General features: G+C 71.1%; 18 protein-coding genes and 1 pseudogene. 7 read left to right on the forward strand and 12 right to left on the reverse strand.

Annotated features, from left to right (window positions below; all coding sequences use genetic code 11):
* Position 1: 1 nt before the first annotated feature.
* Positions 2–781: an alpha/beta fold hydrolase gene (locus ASF88_RS19700; protein ID WP_055922902.1), complete on the reverse strand. Its 780-nt coding sequence runs from the start codon at positions 779–781 to the stop codon at positions 2–4.
* A 107-nt stretch (positions 782–888) separates the two neighbouring features.
* Here ASF88_RS19700 and ASF88_RS19705 point away from each other — a divergent pair, with 107 nt between their 5' ends.
* Positions 889–1296, forward strand: a complete 408-nt coding sequence (locus ASF88_RS19705) for a MarR family winged helix-turn-helix transcriptional regulator (RefSeq protein ID WP_055922904.1) — start codon at positions 889–891, stop codon at positions 1294–1296.
* Between the two features lie 28 nt (positions 1297–1324).
* On the opposite strand, the gene ASF88_RS19710 is transcribed toward ASF88_RS19705, so the two are convergent.
* From ASF88_RS19710 to ASF88_RS19755, 9 genes are all read right to left on the reverse strand, one after another.
* A complete protein-coding gene (locus tag ASF88_RS19710) occupies positions 1325–2419 on the reverse strand; it encodes a fatty acid desaturase family protein (RefSeq protein ID WP_055922906.1) in 1095 nt (364 codons plus the stop codon).
* A gap of 152 nt (positions 2420–2571) precedes the next feature.
* Positions 2572–2778, reverse strand: coding sequence for a cold-shock protein (locus ASF88_RS19715; protein ID WP_055922908.1), 207 nt, complete (start codon positions 2776–2778; stop codon positions 2572–2574).
* A gap of 564 nt (positions 2779–3342) precedes the next feature.
* Positions 3343–3720: a VOC family protein gene (locus tag ASF88_RS19725; RefSeq protein ID WP_055922912.1), complete on the reverse strand. Its 378-nt coding sequence runs from the start codon at positions 3718–3720 to the stop codon at positions 3343–3345.
* A 45-nt stretch (positions 3721–3765) separates the two neighbouring features.
* Positions 3766–5244: an outer membrane protein assembly factor BamB family protein gene (locus ASF88_RS19730; protein ID WP_055922914.1), complete on the reverse strand. Its 1479-nt coding sequence runs from the start codon at positions 5242–5244 to the stop codon at positions 3766–3768.
* A 27-nt stretch (positions 5245–5271) separates the two neighbouring features.
* Positions 5272–5739 (reverse strand): SRPBCC domain-containing protein, encoded by a 468-nt coding sequence (locus ASF88_RS19735; RefSeq protein WP_055922916.1) that lies wholly within the window; start codon positions 5737–5739, stop codon positions 5272–5274.
* A 9-nt stretch (positions 5740–5748) separates the two neighbouring features.
* Positions 5749–6390: a dihydrofolate reductase family protein gene (locus tag ASF88_RS19740; protein WP_055922918.1), complete on the reverse strand. Its 642-nt coding sequence runs from the start codon at positions 6388–6390 to the stop codon at positions 5749–5751.
* A 1-nt stretch (position 6391) separates the two neighbouring features.
* A complete protein-coding gene (locus ASF88_RS19745) occupies positions 6392–6745 on the reverse strand; it encodes an ArsR/SmtB family transcription factor (protein ID WP_055922920.1) in 354 nt (117 codons plus the stop codon).
* 73 nt (positions 6746–6818) lie between these two features.
* The gene (locus tag ASF88_RS19750; protein WP_055922921.1) at positions 6819–7994 is read right to left on the reverse strand and encodes an alcohol dehydrogenase catalytic domain-containing protein; all 1176 of its coding nucleotides are present in this window, start codon (positions 7992–7994) and stop codon (positions 6819–6821) included.
* 83 nt (positions 7995–8077) lie between these two features.
* Entirely contained in the window at positions 8078–8737 is a 660-nt protein-coding gene (locus ASF88_RS19755) for a DUF1345 domain-containing protein (protein WP_157498443.1), read from the reverse strand.
* A 173-nt stretch (positions 8738–8910) separates the two neighbouring features.
* Here ASF88_RS19755 and ASF88_RS19760 point away from each other — a divergent pair, with 173 nt between their 5' ends.
* The 5 genes and pseudogenes from ASF88_RS19760 to ASF88_RS19775 all read left to right on the forward strand — a co-directional run bounded on the left by ASF88_RS19760 (position 8911) and on the right by ASF88_RS19775 (position 12568).
* Complete coding sequence (locus tag ASF88_RS19760; RefSeq protein ID WP_055922922.1) at positions 8911–9489, forward strand: Dps family protein; 579 nt, start codon at positions 8911–8913, stop codon at positions 9487–9489.
* A gap of 140 nt (positions 9490–9629) precedes the next feature.
* Positions 9630–10637 carry an acyl-CoA dehydrogenase family protein gene (locus tag ASF88_RS19765; protein WP_055922924.1) on the forward strand — a complete coding sequence of 336 codons (1008 nt, stop codon included), beginning with the start codon at positions 9630–9632 and terminating at the stop codon, positions 10635–10637.
* Positions 10631–11029: pseudogene (locus ASF88_RS21185) on the forward strand (PIG-L deacetylase family protein); the annotation flags it as partial. The gene ASF88_RS19765 and the pseudogene ASF88_RS21185, both read left to right, overlap by 7 nt.
* A gap of 244 nt (positions 11030–11273) precedes the next feature.
* On the forward strand, positions 11274–11897 hold the full coding sequence (locus tag ASF88_RS20575) for a class I SAM-dependent methyltransferase (protein ID WP_235493575.1): 624 nt from the start codon (positions 11274–11276) through the stop codon (positions 11895–11897).
* A complete protein-coding gene (locus tag ASF88_RS19775) occupies positions 11894–12568 on the forward strand; it encodes a glycosyltransferase (protein WP_055922927.1) in 675 nt (224 codons plus the stop codon). Before ASF88_RS20575 ends, ASF88_RS19775 begins: the two co-directional genes overlap by 4 nt.
* A gap of 33 nt (positions 12569–12601) precedes the next feature.
* Here ASF88_RS19775 and ASF88_RS19780 read toward each other — a convergent pair whose 3' ends face one another.
* On the reverse strand, positions 12602–15631 hold the full coding sequence (locus ASF88_RS19780) for an FAD-binding and (Fe-S)-binding domain-containing protein (protein ID WP_055922929.1): 3030 nt from the start codon (positions 15629–15631) through the stop codon (positions 12602–12604).
* Positions 15632–15650: 19 nt separating this feature from the next.
* Positions 15651–15998 (reverse strand): hypothetical protein, encoded by a 348-nt coding sequence (locus tag ASF88_RS19785; protein WP_055922931.1) that lies wholly within the window; start codon positions 15996–15998, stop codon positions 15651–15653.
* Positions 15999–16146: 148 nt separating this feature from the next.
* Here ASF88_RS19785 and ASF88_RS19790 point away from each other — a divergent pair, with 148 nt between their 5' ends.
* Entirely contained in the window at positions 16147–17163 is a 1017-nt protein-coding gene (locus ASF88_RS19790; RefSeq protein WP_055922933.1) for an SDR family oxidoreductase, read from the forward strand.

The following is a 17163-nucleotide window of genomic DNA, read 5'->3' on the forward strand; positions in this document are numbered from 1 at the left end:
CTCAGAAGGCGAACCCGTCGAGAGCCTCCAGGAGCCGGTCGGGGCTCTCGAGCTGGGGGAGGTGGCCGGTGCGTTCGAGCAGCACGAAGCGGGCGTCGGGGATCGCGGACGCGTAGGCGCGCCCGACGTGCGCGTCGATGATCCGATCGTGGTCGCCCCAGACGACGAGGGTCGGGACGGTGATGCCGGGCAACCGACCGGCCAGGGTCTCGTCGACCATGCTCGTGCCGGCGTAGTCGCGCAGGGCCTGGCGGGAGGCCGCCATCGCCTGCTGCGCGGCGGGCGGGAGCGCGGACGGGTCGATCCGGTACCGCTCCGGGTCGGCGTAGCTCAGCTCCGCGAGCTGCTCGAAGTCGAGGGCGAAGAAGTCGGCGACGGGGTGATCGTCCACGTGGAGGCCGACGGCGTCGACGAGCACGAGCCGGCCCAGCCGGTCGTTGCCGAGCAACGCGAGCTCGGCGGCGATCCAGCCTCCGATCGAGTTGCCGATGACGGTCGCGTCGGTCGCCCCGAGCTCGTCCAGCAGCGCATCGTAGAGCGCCGCGATGTCGGCGATGGTGGCGACGCCGGGCCGGCGGTCGGCGCCCGCGAAGCCGGGATGGGTCGGCACCACCACCCTCACGTCGCGATCGGCGGCGAGTTTCTGGGCGAACGCGTCGACGGAGGTCGGCCCTGCGCCGCCGTGCAGGAGCAGGACGACGCGGTCGCCGTCGCCGTACTCGCTGAGCTGGAGTGCCGTCTTCTCGGGGCCGACGGTGACCGTTCGTTGTGTGGTGGGCATTGGCATGCCTCCCTTCGAGAGGTGGGCGGCATCGGAGCCGTCCTCTGCCCGTCAGTTTAAATCAACATGTTGATACAAACAAGCTGATTAACGCGTAGACTCGACTCGTGACCCGTGAACTCTCGCGCATCGCCCTGCGCATCAAGCGTCTGCAGGCGCGCCATCATCGCGCCATCGACGCGGCTCTCGCGCCGCTGGGGATATCCCTCGTGCAGTGGGACGCGCTCCGTCACCTGCACGAGAACCCGCAGGCATCGCTGCACGAGCTCGCCGGGCTCACGTTCCAGTCCGACCAGGCGATGGGAACGCTCGCGCAGCGCATGATCGACCGCGGTCTGCTCGAACGGACGGCGGGGCCGGGGCGAGCCGTGCGCCACCGGATAACGGCCAGAGGCGAACAGCTGCGCGTGAGCGCTCAGCAGCTCGTCGACGACGTCCTAGCGGAGTCGTTCCACCCGCTGAGCGCGGCCGAGCTCCAGCAGCTCGACACCATCCTCGACAAACTCGTCGGGTGAAGAGCCCTCGTCGGGTGAAGAGCCGCGCTTACGCCCGCCGGTACTGCGCCGCAGCCGGGCAGTCGAACGGGTCGCGGGCGGCGAGCCCGACCCGGTTCAGGTAGCGGATGACGATGCCGTACGAGGTCACGAGACCGGTCTCGGTGTAGGGGATGTCGTGGGCGGCGCAGTGCGCCCGGACGAGTTCGCGGGCACGGCGGAGGTGGGGTCGCGGCATGCTGGGGAACAGGTGGTGCTCGATCTGGTGGTTGAGTCCGCCCATCAGAGCGCTCATGGTCCAGCCTCCACGGATGTTGCGGGAGGTCAGCACCTGCTTGTTCAGGAAGTCGACGCGCGAGCCGGCCGGCAGCAGCGGCATGCCCTTGTGGTTGGGGGCGAAGGAGGCGCCCATGTAGACGCCGAACACGGCGAGCTGCACTCCGAGGAACGCGAACGCCATACCGAGCGGGAGCATGAGGAACACGATCGCGACGAAGATCGAGAGGCGCAGCCCGATCGCGACCAGCTCGCTGCGGCGGCGTTCGACCGGCCCGCGTGCGAGCAGGGACCGGACCGAGGTGACGTGGAGGTTGACGCCCTCGAGGAGGAGCAACGGGAAGAACAGGTAGCCCTGCCGGCGGGTGATCGCGGCGAGGAGGCCCCGCTGCCGGGCGGCGTCCTCGACGGTGAACGAGATCGTGTCGAAGGCGATGTCGGGGTCTTTGCCCGCGGTGTTCGGGTTGGCGTGGTGGCGCGTGTGCTTCGTCATCCACCACTGGTAGCTCATGCCAACCAGCCAGGTCGCGATGAGCCTCCCGGCACGGTCGTTGGCGGGGCCGGAGGCGAACACCTGGCGGTGGGAGGCCTCGTGACCCAGGAACGCGAACTGGGTGAAGATCAACCCGAGGGCCGCGGCGATGAGCAACTGGAACCAGGAGTCTCCGAGCAGCACGAACCCGGCCGCCGCGCCGAGCAGCCCGACCGTGAGCACGGCGAACATCGTGATGTAGAAGCCGCGCCGGCGTTCGAGGAGGCCCTCGCTGCGAACCCGCCCGAGCAGCTCGTTGTACGTGCTGGTGACGGGGGCTCGCGTTTCGGAGCGAGGGCGGGTCCGGAGGACCGGCCCGAGGGTGGATGCAGTCATGCTTTCCTCCGCTGTGTCGCGACGACTTCCCAGCCGAGGATGTGGGCGAACGCCCGAGATGCCGCAATCGTATTCGCGCTTGCTGAGTGTTCGTCGGTGCGCCGCGGCAAAAAAAACAGGTGCCCGGCCGAATGGCCGGGCACCTGGATCCATCAGGCCTGGCGGATGTTCGCGGCCTGGGGACCCTTGGGTCCCTGTGCGAGGTCGTATTCGACCTTCTGGTTCTCGTCGAGGTTGCGGTATCCGCCGGTGGCGGCGATTTCGCTGTAGTGGGCGAAGACGTCGGCACTGCCGTCATCCGGGGCGATGAAGCCGTAGCCCTTTTCCGAGTTGAACCATTTGACGGTGCCAGTGGGCATCTTTTCTTCCTTCATTCTTCGGGAGCCGTGAGGACGGCTCCGGTCGCCGCGCCCGATTCGGCGCGGACGGTGGTGGGCACCGCGGCGGACGCGGTGCGATTCTGTGCGACGGAGGAGGGTTTCCGCCTCCGCGATCGTTTGCGCGGTTCCGACGGCGTGCGAGCGGCTGTCGAGCACGCGGAACCGGCCGTTGTCGAGTTCGGCGATGCCGGCATACTCGTCGTCGGCGGTGGCGACCCAGACGGAGTCGTCTGCTTGGCGCCAGGTGAGTGCGGCCGAGGGCCGCGTAATGCTGGTGATGGTGAGTCCTTTCGCCTCCGAGGAGGCGGGGTGTTGCCGCGGCTACGTTGCTGCGCGGACGGAGATGAGGGCCGGGTTGTGGGCGATGGATGAGGGCCTGTCGTCACATCGGAGTGGAGGGCGGCCCCGCACACGACACCCGGCTGGGAAGGACCGGTTTCTGATGCGGGACCGTCTCGGTCACACGATCAGAAACGCGTGATCAAGCCCGAAGAGCGACGATGGTGCTTCACGGACTCCGACCAGCCTACACGAGTCCGCCGATCACGGGTCGTGCCGCGGTTCGAAGCTGACGAGACCGACCGTGTTGCCTTCACTGTCCTCGATGAACGCCATCCACTCGTCGTTCCCGGCCGGACCGATGCTGTCGTCCACATGGGTGAAGATGACATGCGGTTCGGTGACCACCCTCACCCCATCGCTGCGCAGCCGTTCCACCAACTCGGTCACGTCGTCCACCTGGATGTAGACGAGCGCCGACGGGGCGCCCTTCTCGAGCAGCAGCCTGCCGATGCCGAGGTTGAAGAACAGCAGGCCGGGTGGGTCGAAACGCGCAGCCGGCGCCTCCCCGAGCAGCTTCTCGTAGAACCGGGCGGCGCGGTCGAGATCGTCGGCGTGCTGCGCGACCTGCAGAATCTCCACGGGGCCAGTATCCGGGGCGTCGCCCACCGGCGCCACCCCCGGAACCTAACCGCCCCCGCGGAACGCCACCACTCCGGTGTCGGTCCCGACGAGCAGCAGCCCGAGCGCCCTGCTCGGGCTCACGAAGTGCGGGACGGACTGGCCGACCTCCTGCCGTTGCAGCAGCGTGCCGGTGGAGGCCTCGAACTGGCTGAGCGTGCCCTCCGGGTATTGCACCGCCCAGACCGCTCCTCCGACGACGATCGGCGCGCCGTTCGCGCCCTGGAGCAGCGGGCCCAACCGGTCGGTGCTGAGGTCGACGGCTTGGATGCCGCCGTCACGGCACGGCACGAAGAGGCGGTTCGTGGCCTGATCGTAGGCGGCGCCGCCGTCGGGGTCGCTGCCGCAGAGGCCTCGGATCGCCGCGACCTGCGACAGGTCGGACTGACGCAGGACGAACCCGACGTCGGTCTTTCCCGCCGCGAACAGGAGGCCGCCCGGCAGCAGCACCGGGTTGCCGGTTCCGAGGTCGTCGTCGCCGCCCGCCGTCCGGTCCTTGAAAGCGGCGAGCGGTTTCAGATCGCTCGACAGCTTGACCACGCTCTCCGCGTACTCGATCGGGTCGGGCCCGCCGGGGGCAGGGTCGGGGTTGGAGTTGCCGGTCGACACGTAGAGGTTCCCCGCGGCATCGACCGCAGGCGCGCCTCCGCCCTGCCAGATCGCACCGCCCTGGCCGTCGGGCGCCGCCTCGAATGACACGGGATTGGGCGCGCCCGTCTCGTTCACCCCGACGACCCAGCCGTGGTACGCGCCGCAGTCGCCGTAGTTGCCTCCGAAGGAGACGTAGACGCGACCGTTCGCCACCGCGAGCGCGGCCCGCTGCAGCAGGTGCACCGGGTCCTCGCCGGCGGGGAGGGGCGGATCGACCGCCTCCGAGAGCACGACCTGGCCCGTGGCGATGCTGAGACCCTCCAGCTGGTGGTGCACCGCGCCGCCGCCGGTGCTCACCTCGCCGACGACGAACACGGTCCCGCTCGCGGTGTCGACGGCGGGGGTGCTGGTGATGCCGAGCGGGTCGATGTTTCCGCAGCCCGCGACCGACGCGACGTCGGTCAGCGGGTCGCCGAGGGAGGCCGACCAGATGATGTTCCCGCTGGTCGGATCGAGCGCCACCACCCGGTTCGTCTCGGTCGCGGCGATCACGCGGCCTCCCGCCACGACAGGCTGACCGAAGACGGCGCCGCCGAGGGAGGCCGACCACGCCCGGCCGAGCGAGGCCAGAGACGCTCCAGCGCCCACCGCCCCGGTGCGCGACTGGTCGGCGTGATACGAGGGCCACGCCGTGATGCCCGGGAGCGGGACGGTGACCGGGGCCGCGGAGCCGGTCGGCGACGGGCGGGAGGGCGTCGGCGAGCTCAGCGCGCGCGAGGTCGCCGGCGCGGGCGGCGGCGCGGAGCACCCGGCCAGCAGCAGCAGGGCGCCCACCGCGAGCGCCCCGATCCGGGTGCGCCCGCGGCTGACCGGTTCCCGCGCCGCGCGGTGCATGGCGTCAGCGTATGCCGCCTGTGCGCGTCACGCGAGATAGCGAGCCAGCGCCTCCAGCAAGCCGAACGTGCCGCGCTCGCGGCCGACGCCGTCGGCCCAGAACCGGTCGAAGAAGACGCCGTGCTCGACGTGCGTGAACCGGGTGCCCGTGCCTCCGTCGATCGGCTCGAACTCCAGTGAGGCCACCGACGTCGACATGTGATCGCCGTCGAGCCACATGTCGTAGGTCGTGACGATGCGCACGTGCTCGACGATGTCGGTGTACGTCGCCTCGTAGCGCGAGAGCGGGCCGTCGTGGAACTGGGCTTCGGCGATGTCGCGTCCGCCGACGCGGAAGTCGAAGGCCCATTCGCGGGCTTCGGCGGCGTCGCCGGCGCCCCACCAGCTGAGCTTCTGGCTCTCGTCGGCGAAGGCGTCCCAGACGCGTTCGGGAGCCGCTGGATAGTCGCGGGTGAGGGTGAATCCGGAGCGGGCGAGCCGGCGTTCGATGGTCATCGGCTGCTCCTAGCGGCTCAGGGTGACGTGGATGACGCCGCTGTCCGCGACCTCCGAGCGCACCGTGTAGGTCTGGTCGAAGCCGGCGAGGTCGTCCCAGATGCGGTGCCCCCGGCCGAGGAAGATCGGCGCGACCATGAGGTGCAGGTCGTCGACGAGGCCGGCGCGCAGGAAGTCGCGAGCCGTGCCGTAGCCGCCGCCGATGCGCACGTCCTGACCGCCCGCGGCCTCCGTCGCCTCTGCGAGCACGTCCTCGGGAGTGGCGTCGCGGAAGCGGAACGTCGTCCTGCCGACGGGGAGGTCGGGGCGCGGCGCGCTGTGCGTGAGCACGTACACCGGAGTGCCGAACGGCGGCTCGTCGCCCCACCAGCCCTTCCACTCCGGGTCGTCGCCGAAGGAGTGCAGCCCGAACATCCCGGCGCCCATGATCTCCGCCCCGATGTCGTCGAAGAAGGCGACCGCGTACGCGTCGTCGAGGCCGGTCGTGCCGGCGCCGGTGGTGTCGCCGAAGACCTTGGCGCGGAAGGTGCGGGTCGCGGTGTATGCCGCGGTGAGCCGGCCCCAGTCGGCGCCCATCGGCGCGTCGGGGCTCGGGTCGGACGGCGTGTAGCCGTCCAGCGAGGTGAAGAGGTCCATGCGGACGCGGGTCATGTCAGTTCTCCTTCGAAGAGGTCGGACGGGTGGAGGTGAGGGCCAGGTGCACGCCGAGCTGGTCGGCCTGGCGCTCCGCGGGGGTGCGCTGCTCCCCGAGCCAGAGGTGCAGCACGTCGAGCGCTCCCGGCCGGAGGCTCACGGTGCGCACGCGCCCGTGCTTCTCCGAGTCGACGACTCCCGCCGCCTCGAGGATGCGCAGGTGCTGCATGAACGACGGCAACGCCATCGCGAACGGAGCCGCGAGCTCCGACACCACAGCGGGTGATTTCGCGAGTCGTTCCACGACGGCCCGGCGCGTCGGGTCCGCGAGGGCGCGGAGCACGGCGTCGAGCTCGGAGTGAAACTGAGGCATATGCCTAACTATTGCAGCAGAAGCCGGCAGGGTCAAGCCTCGACGACGAGCCGGCCGCCCGACCGGGCACCTCTCAGGGGTGCAGGACCACCTTGACGCACCCGTCCTGCTTGTCCCGGAACAGGTCGTACATCTCCGGCGCGGACTCGAGTGCGGCGTGATGCGTGACGAGGTCCTCGGTGCCGAGCGGGTCGGCTGGGTCTTCGACCAGGGGGAGCAACTCGTCGCGCCAGGCGTGGACGTTGCACTGGCCCATCCGCAGCGCGACCTGCTTGTCGAACAGGTTCATGAACGGGACCGGGTCGGCCACGCCCGCGTACACACCGCTGAGCGACACGGTTCCGCCGCGGCGCACGGCGTCGAACGCGAGCATCATCGCGGCCAGCCGGTCCACTCCGACCGTGGTCATCAGCTTCTTGGCGATCGGGTCGGGCATCAGGCCGACCGCGGATTGCGTGAGCGCTGTCGCCGGGTTGCCGTGGGCCTCCATGCCGACGGCGTCGATCACCGCGTCCGGGCCGCGCCCGTCGGTCGCCTCGCGCAGCCAGTCGGCGACATCGTCGGACAGGTCGAACGTGTCGACGCCGTGCCGCTCCGCCATCGCGCGGCGCTCGGGGACCGGGTCCACCGCCACCACCCGGTGGCCCAGGTGCACACCGACGCGCGCCGCGAACTGACCGACCGGGCCCAGGCCGATGACCCCGAGCACGCCGCGTTCGGGCAGGTTCGCGTACTGCACGCCCTGCCACGCGGTGGGGAGGGTGTCGCTGAGGAAGAGATAACGCTCGTCGGGCAGCTCGGTGCCGACCTTCAGCGCGTTGAAGTCGGCGAGCGGCACGCGCAGTCGCTCGGCCTGGCCTCCGGGCACCGACCCGTACAACTCGGTGTAGCCGTAGAGCATCGCGCCGGTGCCGTGATCGTAATTCTGCGTGGTCTCGCACTGGGTCGTGAGCCCGAGCCGGCAGAAGTGGCAGTGCCCGCACGCGATCACGAACGGCACGACCACCCGGTCGCCCACCGTGAGCCGGGTGACCTCGGAGCCGACCTCCTCGACGATCCCCATGGGCTCGTGGCCCAGGATGTCGCCTTTCGCGAGGAACGGGCCGAGCACGTCGTAGAGGTGCAGATCGGAGCCGCAGATCGCGGTCGAGGTGATGCGGATGACGACGTCGGTCGGCTCCTCGATGCGGGGCTCCGGTGCGTCGATCACCGCGAGCTGCTTGGTCGCCTGCCAGGTGAGTGCTCTCATGTGCTGTTTCTACGCGCTCGATCGACGCCGGGACAGGGCTTCACACGGCGCGCGAGGGGTGTAGTACCGCCCATGGGCCCCTGTCAGGAGGCCAGGCTCGCGATGAGGTTCACCGACGCGGCGATGATGACGGCGCCGAACAGGTATGACAGCAGCATGTGGCGGAGGATCGCCGCCCGGATCCGCTGGCTGGAGATGTCGGTGTCCGAGACCTGGAACGTCATTCCGACCGTGAACGAAAGATAGGCGAAGTCGAGGTAGCGGGGCGGGGTGTCCTCGTTGAAGTCGATGCCGTGCCTCCCGCTGCCGGGCTCGTTGTAGTAGAGGACCGCGTATCTGAGCGTGTAGAGCGTGTGGATGAAGAACCACGAGAGCCCGACGGAGGTCGCGCCGAGAAGTGCGATGAGATCCTTGCCGGGCGCGGACGCGTTCTTCGTCTGTCCGAGCAGGAGGACGAGCGCGGCGAGGCTGGCGACCGAGGCGATGAGCAGCAGAACGTCGCTCGTCGTCTTGGACGGGTCCTCGGCCGAGGCGCGCCTCCGCGTCTCCGCACCGCCTACGCGCGAGATCGTGACCCACACCCACGTGACGTAGACGGCGCAGGCGACCGCCCAGCCGACGGAGGCTGCGTACGGCCACTGCCCGAAGGCTCCGGTGACAGCGAACGCCACCGCGCCCGCCACGATCATCACGGTCGTGCGGATCCCGGACGTGTGTCCGGTCTCGCGAACTGCGCCATTCATACAGCAGACGTTCCCACCGGAGCGGTGCGCATCCAACCTCGCTGTACACCTCTTCAGCGAGCGCGCCGGCCGCCGCCGAGCGCGGCATCACAGTTCGCGGAGAGGTCAACCCCCTTGGGGAGCGCGGGCAGACCGGCCTACGGTCCGCGTCAGAAACACGAGAAGGAGACCACATGGCAACCACCTCGAAGACCCAGAGCAAATCGAAGGCCGCGGCCGCACCGCGCACCACGCGTGCCCGGGGAGCGGCGCCCGGCGAGCACGAGACCCGTCGCGAGAACGCCGAGAACGGGTTCGTCGCGTCCGCGTCGCTCGCCAGCGACCTCCAGCGCGTGCAGGTCGACCTGATCGAGCTGTCGCTGCAGGGCAAGCAGGCGCACTGGAACATCGTTGGCCGCAACTTCCGCGACCTCCACCTGCAGCTCGACGAGATCGTGGAGGCGGCGCGCGAGTTCAGCGACGACGTCGGCGAGCGCCTGCGTGCGTTGCACGCGACGACCGACGGCAGGTCGCGCACCGTGGCCGAGACGACGGCGCTGGCGCAGATCCCGAACGGCGAGATCGACACCGCCGACGCGGTGGATCTCATCACCGACCGGCTCGAGACCGTGGTGCGCACGGTCCGCTCGGTGCACGATGATGTCGACGAGGCCGACCCGACCTCCGCCGATCTGCTGCATCAGATCATCGAGCGGCTGGAGCAGCTGGCGTGGATGGTGAGCGCGGAGAACCGGCGCCCGGCCACCCGCTGACGGCAGCCCCGACCCCGAAGGGCGCGCTCCCGACGGCGCGCCCTTCGGCCTGTCCGGCTCACGAACGGTCGGAGTGCACACGGACGGTCGGACCGCGCAAGGGGGTTGATCCCGGTCGTGCACGGGCGAGTGTGGAGGCCATGGAGCAGACCGGGATCGCGGGAATCGCGGCCTACCTCGAGGCCGCGGCGGGGTGCGGCGGACGTGTCGCGCCGCTGGTGGAGGTCCTGCGCGCGACGCCGCCCGGTGCGTTGCTGCCGCCCCCGGGCTCTGGGCGGACCGCGGAGCGCTTTCGCGGGCTCGCCCGGGTCGCTGCGGTGGATGTGACGGCGGCCCGCGTGATCGAACCGCACCTCGACGCGGTGGCGATCCTCGCGGAGGCCGATGCCCCGGAGCCCGAGCCGGGCACGACCTGGGGCGTGTTCGCCGCCGAGTCGCCCCGCGACGTGGTGCTCGCGCAGCCGGAGCAGGGCCGGTGGGTGCTGGAGGGCCGCAAGCCCTGGTGCTCGCTGGCCGGCCGGCTCACCAGTGCGCTCGTCACGGCGGTCACTCCCGACGGCGCTCGCCGCATGTTCGCGGTCTCGATGGGGGCGCCCGGCGTGACTGTCGAACCGGCTCACTGGGTCGCCCGCGGCCTCGTCGACGTCGTCAGCGGGCCGGTCTCCTTCGACCGATCTCCGGCGCGCTCGGTGGGAGGCAACGGGTGGTATCTCGACCGGCCCGGGTTCCGCTGGGGTGCGATCGGGGTCGCCGCGTGCTGGTGGGGCGGCTGCCTCCCGATCGTCGACGCTCTCATCGCGCGCACGCGGAAGCGTCCGGACGATGCCATCCTCGCAGCACGCGCCGGCGAGCTCTATCGCCGCCTCGACGTCGGGCGGCTGGCCCTGGACGACGCCGCGGCGCGGATCGACTCGGGCGACGTGCCGGATGCGGCCGTGCTCGCCCACGCCGTCCGCGGCACGGTCGCCGACGCGGTCGTCGCGACCCTCGACGTCGCGCGCGACGTGCTCGGCCCCGCAGCGCTGGCGTTCGACGAGAGCCTGGCGCGGCGCTGCGCAGACCTCGAGCTCTACGTCTCCCAGTACCACCGCGGCCGCGACGACGCCTCGCTCGCGGGTCACCTGGCGGGAGGGCTGCCCGCATGGTGACCTTCGACCCCCTCGTCGCGACGACACCGTTCGACACCTGGGAGGACCCCGCCCGCTGGGAGTCCGTGCCGCGGCGCACCACCGAGTGGCTCGCGGGCTACACCCGGATCGTCGTCTTCTCCGCGCACCCGGACGACGAGACGCTCGGGGTGGGCGGACTCCTCGCGCTGGCCGGCGAACTCGGGATCGACATCTCGGTGATCGTCGCGACGAGCGACCGGGAGGAGCGGGTCGTCGAGCTGCAGACCGCGCTATCGCTGCTCGGGTCGACCACCGACCTGACCGTGCTCGGCCTGACCGACGGCGGCCTCAAGCACGAGGCCGATCGGCTCCGGGACGGGATCGACCTGGCCCTCGCATCGCGCCGGGGTGACACGACGCTGGTGCTGGCGCCGTGGCCGGGCGACCGGCACGGCGATCATCGGACGCTGGGCCGCGAAGTGGCCGCCGCGTGCGCGGTGCACGGCGACGACCTCCTGCTGTACCCGGTCTGGCTGTGGCAGTGGGGCGGGCCCGACGACCTGCCGTGGGATCGGGTGAGCGAGGTCGAGCTGACCGCACCCGCCCGCGCGCGCAAGCGCGTCGCGCTCGCGGCCTTCACGAGCCCAGCTGCACACGGCGGCGAACCCCGACGGTGTGCTCGCCGAAGACTTCGTCGAGCGCGCGGTGAACGGCAGGGAGGTGCTGTTCGAGCCCGAGGCGGGAGTCGTCGTGGACCATTTCGAAGCGCTGCACCGGGCGAAGGGCGACCCGTGGTCGGTGCGCACGCGGTGGTACGAGCGACGCAAGCGCGCGATCACCTGTGCGGTCCTCCCCCGCGAGAGCTACGGTCGCGGGTTCGAGATCGGATGCTCCATCGGCGAGCTGTCGGCGCTGCTCGCCGAGCGGTTCGAGACGCTGGTGAGCGTGGACAGCGCGCCGACAGCGGTCGCGCTCGCCACTGAACGGACCGCAGACCTCGCGAACGTCGTGATCCGGCGGATGCGGATCCCGGAGGAGTGGCCGGACGGGCTGTTCGACCTGATCGTCGTCTCGGAGGTCGCCTACTACCTCGCCGCGGATCAGTGGGCGGCCACGGTCGACAGGATCGTGGGATCGCTGGCCGAGGGCGGCCAGGTGGTGCTCTGTCACTGGACGGGGCACGCGGACGACTTCGCCCAGTCCGGCGGGGATGCCCACGCCGCGTTCGCGAACACCGCGGGACTGCGCCTGCTGGTGCAGCACCACGACGAGGAGTTCCTCCTGGAGGTCTTCGGGTGACGGTCGACCACGTGCTGATCGCCGTGCCCGCGCGCGATGAGGAGGCCACCCTCGCCGACTGCCTGCACTCCATCGAGGTCGCTCGCAATGCTGTCGCCGTCCCGTCGTCCGTCGTTCTGGTGCTGGACGCCTGCACCGACGGGTCGGCCGAGGTGGCGCGCCGCTTCGCGGGCACTCTCGTGATCGAGAGGGATCACGGGAACGTCGGCCGGAGCCGTCATGACGCGGTCCTGGCCGGGTGCGGCGCCGCCGGGGCCGCACCGGAGCGGACGTGGATCGCGTTCACCGACGCCGACAGCACCGTGCCGCGCTCCTGGCTGCGGGAGCATCTCCGGGCGGCGAGGGAGGCCGACGCGTACGTGGGCGCGGTCGTGCCCCGGCTGACCGACCTGGACGAGCTGCGCCGGCGGACGTGGGAACGCACGCATCCCCCTGGTGCAACCCTCGGCCACGTGCACGGCGCCAACCTCGGCGTCCGCGCGAGAGCCTACTTCGACGTGGGCGGTTTCCTTCCGCTCTTCGTCGGCGAGGATGTGGACCTGGTCGCGCGTCTGCGCGCCGCTCGCCACCCCGTCGCGGAGAGCGAGCGTCATCCCGTCACCACGTCGAGCCGTCTCGTCGGCCGCGCGCCCGACGGCTACGCCTCCTACCTGCGCGGCCTTCCCACCTGATCGATCGAGCGACCTGAACGATCGGGCGCGAGCTCACGAGCGCTGCTTCACCCGGTCCGACGACAGCGCCCGCTCGACGGCCGGGGTCGGGATGCGCTCGGCGGTCCGGCCCGGCCGGTCCACGCGCGCCGGCGTGCCCCGGCGGGATGCGAGTTGCAGGGCGAGGACCTCCGCGAGGTGCAGCGGCCGGGAGGTGTCGTCGAGACCGGCGGTGCCGCCGAGCTGCTCGACCTGCGTGCGGCAGCTGAAGCCGTCGGCGATCACCCGGGCGCCCCCGCCGGCCTCCCGGATCGCGGGGAGCAGCGCGTGCTCGGCGGCCGCCACCGACACGTCCAGGTGACCGTCCTCGAAGCCGAAGTTGCCCGCGAGACCGCAGCAGCCCTCCACCGTGGTCGTCTCGATGCCTGACTTGTCGAGGATCGCCTGGTCGGCGCCGAAGCCGCCCACCGCGTGCTGATGGCAGTGCGGCTGCACGACAGCACTGCCGCCGATGTGCGGCGGCGACCAGTCCGGCGTCCGCTCCAGCAGCTCCGCGAAGGAGGTCGCCCGCTCGGCGACCGCCGCGACGTTCTGGTCGTCCGGCAGCAGCTCGGGCGCGTCGGAGCGGAACACCGCAAGGCAGCTCGGCTCCAGCCCGACCAGGGGGACGCCGTCGCCGAGCGCGTCCGCCAGCACCGCGGCGGTGTGCGCGAGCATCCGGCCGGCCGTCGCGAGCTGGCCGGTCGAGATCCAGGTCAGTCCGCAGCAGAGGTGCCCCGGCGGGAGCACGACCCGATAACCGGCGTCCTCCAGCACGGTGACGGCGGCGCGGCCGATGGAGGGGTGGAAGTTGTCGGTGAAGGTGTCCGGCCAGATCATCACGTCGCCGAGCGGCGCGGGCGGTGCGGGCGGCCGGGCGGCGAACCAGTCGGTGAAGCGCTCCGGGGCGAACCGGGGCACCGGGCGGTCGGGCTCCACCCCGCCGAGCCGTTTGGCGACACGGGAGAGGCCGGGGATGCGCGCGAGCCGGTTCACCAGCGACGGCGCGACGCTCGCGACCCGCGCCCAGATCGGCAGCCAGCCCATCGTGTAGTGCGCGGCGGGCCGGAGCCTCCCCTCGTAATGATGCGAGAGGAACTCGGCCTTGTAGGTCGCCATGTCGACGTTGACCGGGCAGTCGGTCTTGCAGCCCTTGCACGACAGGCACAGGTCGAGCGCGTCGAGCACCTCCGTCGATCGCCAGCCGTCGGTGATCGGGCTCTCGCGGTACTGCCCCTCCAGCATCTCGAAGAGCAGCCGGGAGCGGCCGCGGGTGGAGTGCTCCTCCTCATTCGTCGCGCGGAACGACGGGCACATGACGGTGCCGCTGTGGCTGCGGCAGTTGCCGACGCCGACGCAGCGGAGCGACGCGCGGTCGAACCGCCCGCGGTCCTTCGGGTACGAGAAGTGCAGCTCGACTTCGACCTTCGGCCCGTAGCCGGCGCCGAGCCGGAGGTTCTCGGTCGGCTGGTAGGGGTGCACGACCTTGCCCGGGTTCATCCGGTTCTGCGGGTCGAACAGCGCCTTGAAGCGCTCGAAGAGCTCGACGACCTCCTCGCCGAACATCACCGGGAGCAGGGCGCCGCGCGACTGCCCGTCGCCGTGCTCGCCCGAGAGCGACCCTCCGTAGCGCGCGACCAGCTCGGCCGCGCGCTGGATGAACGCGCGGTAGTGCGCGATCCCCTCCTCGGTGACGAGGTCGAACGGGATGCGGCAGTGCACGCAGCCCTGGCCGAAGTGCCCGTAGCGCGAGACGTTCTCGTACCCGAACTCGCCGAGGAGGTCGCCGAAGTCGCGCAGGTAGCCGCCGAGATGCTCGGGAGGAACGGCGGCGTCCTCCCAGCCCTCCCAGGTGTCTTTGCGGTCGGGGATCCACGCGGTCGCGCCGAGGCCGGCCTCGCGCACCTCCATGATCTCCCTCTGGTGGGCCTCGTCGTCGAACTGGCGGTCGTGCGGGACGACATCGCGGCTCTGGAGCGACGCGACCATCGCGCGCGCCTTCTCGTCCGACTCCTCCTTGGTCCGCCCGCCGAACTCGACCACCAGCCAGCCGTCGCCCTCCGGGAGCAGGTTCAGCGCCTCCACGTTCTGCCGCTTGGTATTCTGGTCGTTCACCAGCACGCTGTCGAGGCCCTCGATCGTGAGCGGGTCGTGCGCGGCGATCGCGGTCGCGGCGTCCGCGGCGTCCTCGATGCTCGGGAAGCCCAGCACGAGGAAGGTGCGGGTCGGCGGCACGGGCACGAGGTCGAGCTCGGCGCGCAGCACGGTGACGAGGGTGGACTCCGAGCCGACCAGCGCCTTCCCCACGTCGAACCCGAACTCCGGCAGCAGCGAGTCGAGGTTGTACCCCGAGACTCGGCGCGGGATGCGCGGGTAGCGTTCGCGGATCAGGTCGCCGTTCGTCTCTGCGAGGTCGCGCATCGCGGTGTAGAGCTCGGCGACCCGGCCGCCGGCGCGCTGGATGCGCTCGAACTCCGCGATGGAGGTCGGCCCCGCCCAGAAGCGGTCGCCTGCGTAGGTCAGCACCTCCATGCGGCGGATGTTGTCGACCGTCTTGCCGTACGCCTGCGCGCTCGATCCGCACGAGTTGTTGCCGATCATCCCGCCGAGGGTGCAGTGCGAGTGCGTGGCCGGCTTCGGGCCGAACTGGAGGCCGTGCGGCGCCAGCACCGCGTTCAGGTCATCGAGCGCGATGCCGGGCTCGACGGTCGCCGTGCGCGCGTCGGGGTCGACCGCGAGCACGCGGTTGCAGTACTTGCTCCAGTCGATGACGATCGCGTGGTTGGTGCACTCGCCGGCGAGGCTCGTGCCGCCGCCGCGACTCAGCACCGGCGCGCCGTATTCACGGCAGACGGCGAGGGCCTCCACCGCCGCCTCGACAGTGCGTGGCACGACCACGCCGATCGGCACCTGCCGATAGTTGGAGGCGTCGGTCGAGTATGCGGCCCGGCTGCCGTCGTCGAAGCGCACCTCTCCGTCGACGCGGTCGGCGAGGGCGTCGGCCAGGCTGCGGACGTCCACGCCGCCGGAGGTGATCGTGCTCATCGCTCAGCCCTCCGCCGGCTCAGTCCTCGTCGATCTGATCGAGGAGCTTCTTCGACGCCTTCGCGATGTCGTCGTGGTCGTTCTGCGCGGCGCGGCTCTCGAGCGAGATGACGCCGCAGCGGTGGACTTTGCGGAAGTCGCCGTAGGGGAAGCTGAACCGCCCCTTGGTCTCCTCGCTCGCCTCCGCGTCCTCGCCCAGGTGCCAGAGCGCGTACTCGTCCCAGCCGTGCTTCTCGATGAAGGCGTTCTCGTCGTCCGCGCTCGGTGCGTGCTCGCTCCAGTCGTCGCGCTCGTCGTGGACGACCGAGCCCTTCTCCACGAGGGAGCGGGCGTGCTCGAGGGCCTTGCGGTTCAGCTTGACGGTCATGATTCGAACCTTCCTTGATTGTCCCGACGCCTCGAACCGGATGCAATGCCCGCCCGTGCGGGAACGCAAGGGGTTGACCGCATTCGGAGGTCGCGCGGACCATCCACAGAGGGCCGAACGGTCAGAGGGGGCGAGCGGAAGGAGTGCAATGAACGGGATCGACACCCTGGAGGGCGCTGTCGTCGTCGTGACGGGCGCGAGCGGAGGCGTCGGCCGTGCCGCCGCCGTCGAGTTCGGGCGCAACGGAGCGCGCGTGGCGCTGCTCGCCCGTGGGGAGGCGGGGCTGGAGGGCGCGGCCGAAGAGGTGCGCACAGCGGGCGGCCAGGCGCTCGTGGTGCCCGTCGACGTGGCCAACGCGGAGGCCGTGGAGGCCGCCGCCGAGCGCGTCGTCACCGAGTGGGGACGCATCGACGTGTGGGTGAACTGCGCCTTCTCGTCCGTCTTCGCCGAGCTCGGCAGGATCGAGCCCGACGAGTTCCGCCGCACGACCGAGGTCTCCTACCTCGGCTTCGTGTACGGGACGATGGCGGCGCTGCGCCGGATGCGGCCGGCGGGCCGCGGCACGATCGTGCAGATCGGGTCGGCGCTGGCGTATCGCGGCATCCCGCTGCAGTCCGCGTACTGCGGCGCCAAGCACGCGATCGTCGGGTTCACGGAGTCGGTGCGCACCGAGTTGATGCACGACCACAGCGATGTCGCGATCACGATGGTGCATCTGCCCGCGATGAACACGCCGCAGTTCCGGTGGCTGCTGTCGCGCCTCCCGCAGCAGGCGCAGCCGGTGCCGCCGATCTACCAGCCGGAGGTCGCGGCCCGTTCGATCGTCCGGGCCGCGATCCGCCCGCGGCGCGCGTACTGGGTGGGAGTCTCGACGGTGCAGACGATCATCGGCAACCGGCTGATCCCGGGCCTCCTCGATCGCTACCTCGGGATGACCGGTTACTCGTCGCAGCAGACCGATGAGCCGCGGCCTGCCGACCAGCCCGCCAACCTGTGGGAGCCTGCCGACCGGACGGTCGACCACGGCATGCACGGGCCGTTCGGCGATCGCTCGAAGGCGACCAGCGTTCAGGCCTGGGCGTCGCGCAACCGGCGAGCGCTGGGCGCGGTGGGGGCCGCGCTGGGCGGGGTGGCGATGATCGCCGCGGCATCCCGTCGGCGGTAG

The sequence above is a fragment of the Leifsonia sp. Leaf336 genome, assembly GCF_001423695.1.
Classification (GTDB): Bacteria; Actinomycetota; Actinomycetes; order Actinomycetales; family Microbacteriaceae; genus Leifsonia.

Bases quoted from the DNA above. Each gene is read 5' to 3' on its own strand.
- ASF88_RS19700 (WP_055922902.1), bottom strand. From the start codon at position 781: ATGCCCACCACACAACGAACGGTCACCGTCGGCCCCGAGAAGACGGCA.
- ASF88_RS19710 (WP_055922906.1), bottom strand. From the start codon at position 2,419: ATGACTGCATCCACCCTCGGGCCGGTCCTCCGGACCCGCCCTCGCTCC.
- ASF88_RS19715 (WP_055922908.1), bottom strand. From the start codon at position 2,778: ATGCCCACTGGCACCGTCAAATGGTTCAACTCGGAAAAGGGCTACGGC.
- ASF88_RS19730 (WP_055922914.1), bottom strand. From the start codon at position 5,244: ATGCACCGCGCGGCGCGGGAACCGGTCAGCCGCGGGCGCACCCGGATC.
- ASF88_RS19735 (WP_055922916.1), bottom strand. From the start codon at position 5,739: ATGACCATCGAACGCCGGCTCGCCCGCTCCGGATTCACCCTCACCCGC.
- ASF88_RS19740 (WP_055922918.1), bottom strand. From the start codon at position 6,390: ATGACCCGCGTCCGCATGGACCTCTTCACCTCGCTGGACGGCTACACG.
- ASF88_RS19745 (WP_055922920.1), bottom strand. From the start codon at position 6,745: ATGCCTCAGTTTCACTCCGAGCTCGACGCCGTGCTCCGCGCCCTCGCG.
- ASF88_RS19750 (WP_055922921.1), bottom strand. From the start codon at position 7,994: ATGAGAGCACTCACCTGGCAGGCGACCAAGCAGCTCGCGGTGATCGAC.
- ASF88_RS19755 (WP_157498443.1), bottom strand. From the start codon at position 8,737: ATGAATGGCGCAGTTCGCGAGACCGGACACACGTCCGGGATCCGCACG.
- ASF88_RS19760 (WP_055922922.1), top strand. From the start codon at position 8,911: ATGGCAACCACCTCGAAGACCCAGAGCAAATCGAAGGCCGCGGCCGCA.
- ASF88_RS19765 (WP_055922924.1), top strand. From the start codon at position 9,630: ATGGAGCAGACCGGGATCGCGGGAATCGCGGCCTACCTCGAGGCCGCG.
- ASF88_RS19780 (WP_055922929.1), bottom strand. From the start codon at position 15,631: ATGAGCACGATCACCTCCGGCGGCGTGGACGTCCGCAGCCTGGCCGAC.
- ASF88_RS19785 (WP_055922931.1), bottom strand. From the start codon at position 15,998: ATGACCGTCAAGCTGAACCGCAAGGCCCTCGAGCACGCCCGCTCCCTC.
- ASF88_RS19790 (WP_055922933.1), top strand. From the start codon at position 16,147: ATGAACGGGATCGACACCCTGGAGGGCGCTGTCGTCGTCGTGACGGGC.